Annotated in this window: 3 protein-coding genes; all 3 read right to left on the reverse strand. The window is 73.2% G+C overall.

Features of this window, described 5'->3' with window-relative positions; all coding sequences use genetic code 11:
- Positions 1-43 precede the first annotated feature (43 nt).
- A complete protein-coding gene (gene fae / locus QR78_RS31430; protein WP_048431570.1) occupies positions 44-559 on the reverse strand; it encodes a formaldehyde-activating enzyme in 516 nt (171 codons plus the stop codon).
- A gap of 211 nt (positions 560-770) precedes the next feature.
- Complete coding sequence (locus QR78_RS31435; protein WP_048431571.1) at positions 771-1670, reverse strand: triphosphoribosyl-dephospho-CoA synthase; 900 nt, start codon at positions 1668-1670, stop codon at positions 771-773.
- Positions 1667-2272: ATP-grasp domain-containing protein (locus tag QR78_RS31440; RefSeq protein WP_048431572.1), on the reverse strand; the 606-nt coding region annotated here is incomplete at its 5' end. The genes QR78_RS31440 and QR78_RS31435, both read right to left, overlap by 4 nt.

Genomic DNA, 2272 nt, shown 5'->3' on the forward strand with positions numbered 1-2272 from the left:
GCGGCGGTGGAGGCGCCGCTGACTGCTCCGGACGGTTTCCTGTCTAGGCGACGTTCGCCGCGAAGGGGTGCTGGGCGCTCTTGTACTGCTGGGTGACCTCGGCGGCGGTCGGCGTGCCCTTGATGGCGCGCTCGATCGACAGCTTCGTCGCCTCGTAGTTGTACTTCTCGATCTTGGCGTCGTCCGCGGCTTCCCAGTGGATGAACACGCCGACCAGGATGTACAGGTCGTCGGCCTCGGCGGCCGGGATGATGCCCTCGGCGACGCAATCCTGCACCGCCTTGGCGACGGCGTGCTGGGCGGGTCCGAACATCTGGACCGCCTGGCGGGCGTCGTTGATCGTGACCTTGTTGAACAGCAGGGTGTTCGGCTTGCACGGCAGGTTCGGCGCGACCACGGCGAGCAGGCTGGTGAAGCCGTGCTTGTTGTTGGTCAGGCTGTTGCAGAACGCCGTCTCGGCGGCGCTGCCGCGCGGGCCAATGATGAGATCGATATGGGCGACCTCGTTGCCGTCGCCGACGAGGGCCTCGCCGACCATCACCTTGTTGATCGTCGCCATGTGGGGCTTCTCCCAGGTGTCGAAAGGTTAGCCGGCCGCCACATCAGTGCGGCGCAGCACCGCCATCCTTGCTGTCGGCGTTCAGCGTGAGCCGAACCGGTTGTCTGGATGGCGGGCGGACCCTACAGCGCCGCTGAACTCCGAACAAGCCGGCCGGCCCGGTACATTGGGCCATTTCCGGCCCGGCGACGGAAGGAAAGCTCTTACGGGGTTAAGACTTATTGGCAGGTTGCGCCGGTTCGGACCCCTCGCCGGCCTTCGCTCGCGCGAGGGCGTCGAGGAACAGCGTCGCGACCGTGAGGTCGGCACTGGTGCCCGGGTTGAGACCGGCGGCCTTCAAGGCGGAATCGTGGGAAAGGAGCGCGGCGCGCGCCTCCTCGCCCAGGGTAAGGGCACCGAGGGCGGCCTGCGCCTCCGCCCGCACCGTCTCGGCCGCTGCCGCGCCGAACTTGCGGGCGAGGTGACTGTCGGGAAAGCCGGTCAGGAAGGCGAGATGGACCGCCGTGGTGGTCCAGGGCTCGGCGAGGCCGCGGGCCCGCGCCTGCGCGAGGGCGGAGAGCCCGGTGCCGAACAGGTCCTCGAAGCCGGTGACGTAGGCCCGCGCGATGCGGTCGCGCGCGGCCGCCTCGCCCATCGCGGCGAGCACCGGCGGCGGCGGGCCGTCCGCCGTCACGTCGTGGCGCTCGGCCCGGCCCAGCCCGCCCGGGCTCGCGAGCCGGATCGCCGCGTAGATCCCGGCGGCGTCCGCGTCGTCGAGGTCGGCCAGCACGGCATCGAGGGCCGGGCGCAGGGGCCCCGGCCGCTCGGCCGCGCGGGCGAGCGGCGCGCAGAGCAGCACGATGCCGAGATTCGTGTTCTGGCCGACCCCCGCCCGCGTGGCGGCGACCGCGCCCTCGGCCCGGGCGCCGACCCCGGCCCCGGCGGATGCGAGAGGGCGCGCCGAGAGCGCCGCGCTCGCCTCGAAATCCGCCACGCTCATCCGGTGCCCGGCGGCGTGGATATGGACGTTGCCGGGCTTGATCGCCGCAAGTTCCGCCCGGCACGCGGCGAGATAGGCCGCCGCGATGGTGTCCGCGCCGAGCCCCGGCGACGGCACAGGGCCAGCCGTCACAGGGCTACCAGCCGCGGCGCGTGTCCCGCCCGCACCGCCGCCAGGAAGCCGGCGGCGACCTCCCGGGCGATGTCGACCTGCGTCACCTGCTGCAGCCCGGACCACGCCGGCATGCTGTTGACCTCGAGCACCTGGAAGCCGCCCTCCCCGTCCTCGACGAGGTCGATCCCCGTATAGCCGCAGCCGACCGCGGCGGCGGCGGCCTCGGCGAGTTCCGCCGCCCGGGCCGGCGGGCGCCAGGGCAGCGGCCGGCCGCCCCGGTGGACGTTGGTGATCCAGCCGTCGCCCTCGCGGATCATCCCGGCGACGGCCCGGCCGGCGCAGACGAAGACCCGGTAATCCTGCCAGGCGCCGTCGCGGCGGGCGACGTAGCGCTGGAGGTAGTAGACCCGGCCGACCAGCTCCTCGGGCGGCAGCTCCTCGGGCCGGGCGATGAGCTGGAGCCCCTCCCCCTGCGAGCCGAACAGGGGCTTGAGCACCAGCGGGCGGCCGGGACCCGCCTCCCGGGCCACCACCGCGGCGGCGGCGTCCCGGCGCGAGAGCACGAAGGTTTCGGGCGTCGGGATGCGGTGGCGCGCGAGGAGCAGGCTCGTCATCGCCTT

The sequence above is a fragment of the Methylobacterium indicum genome, assembly GCF_001043895.1.
Classification (GTDB): Bacteria; Pseudomonadota; Alphaproteobacteria; order Rhizobiales; family Beijerinckiaceae; genus Methylobacterium; species Methylobacterium indicum.

Coding starts and splice junctions, on each gene's coding strand:
- fae (WP_048431570.1), bottom strand. CDS start 559: ATGGCGACGATCAACAAGGTGATGGTCGGCGAGGCCCTCGTCGGCGAC.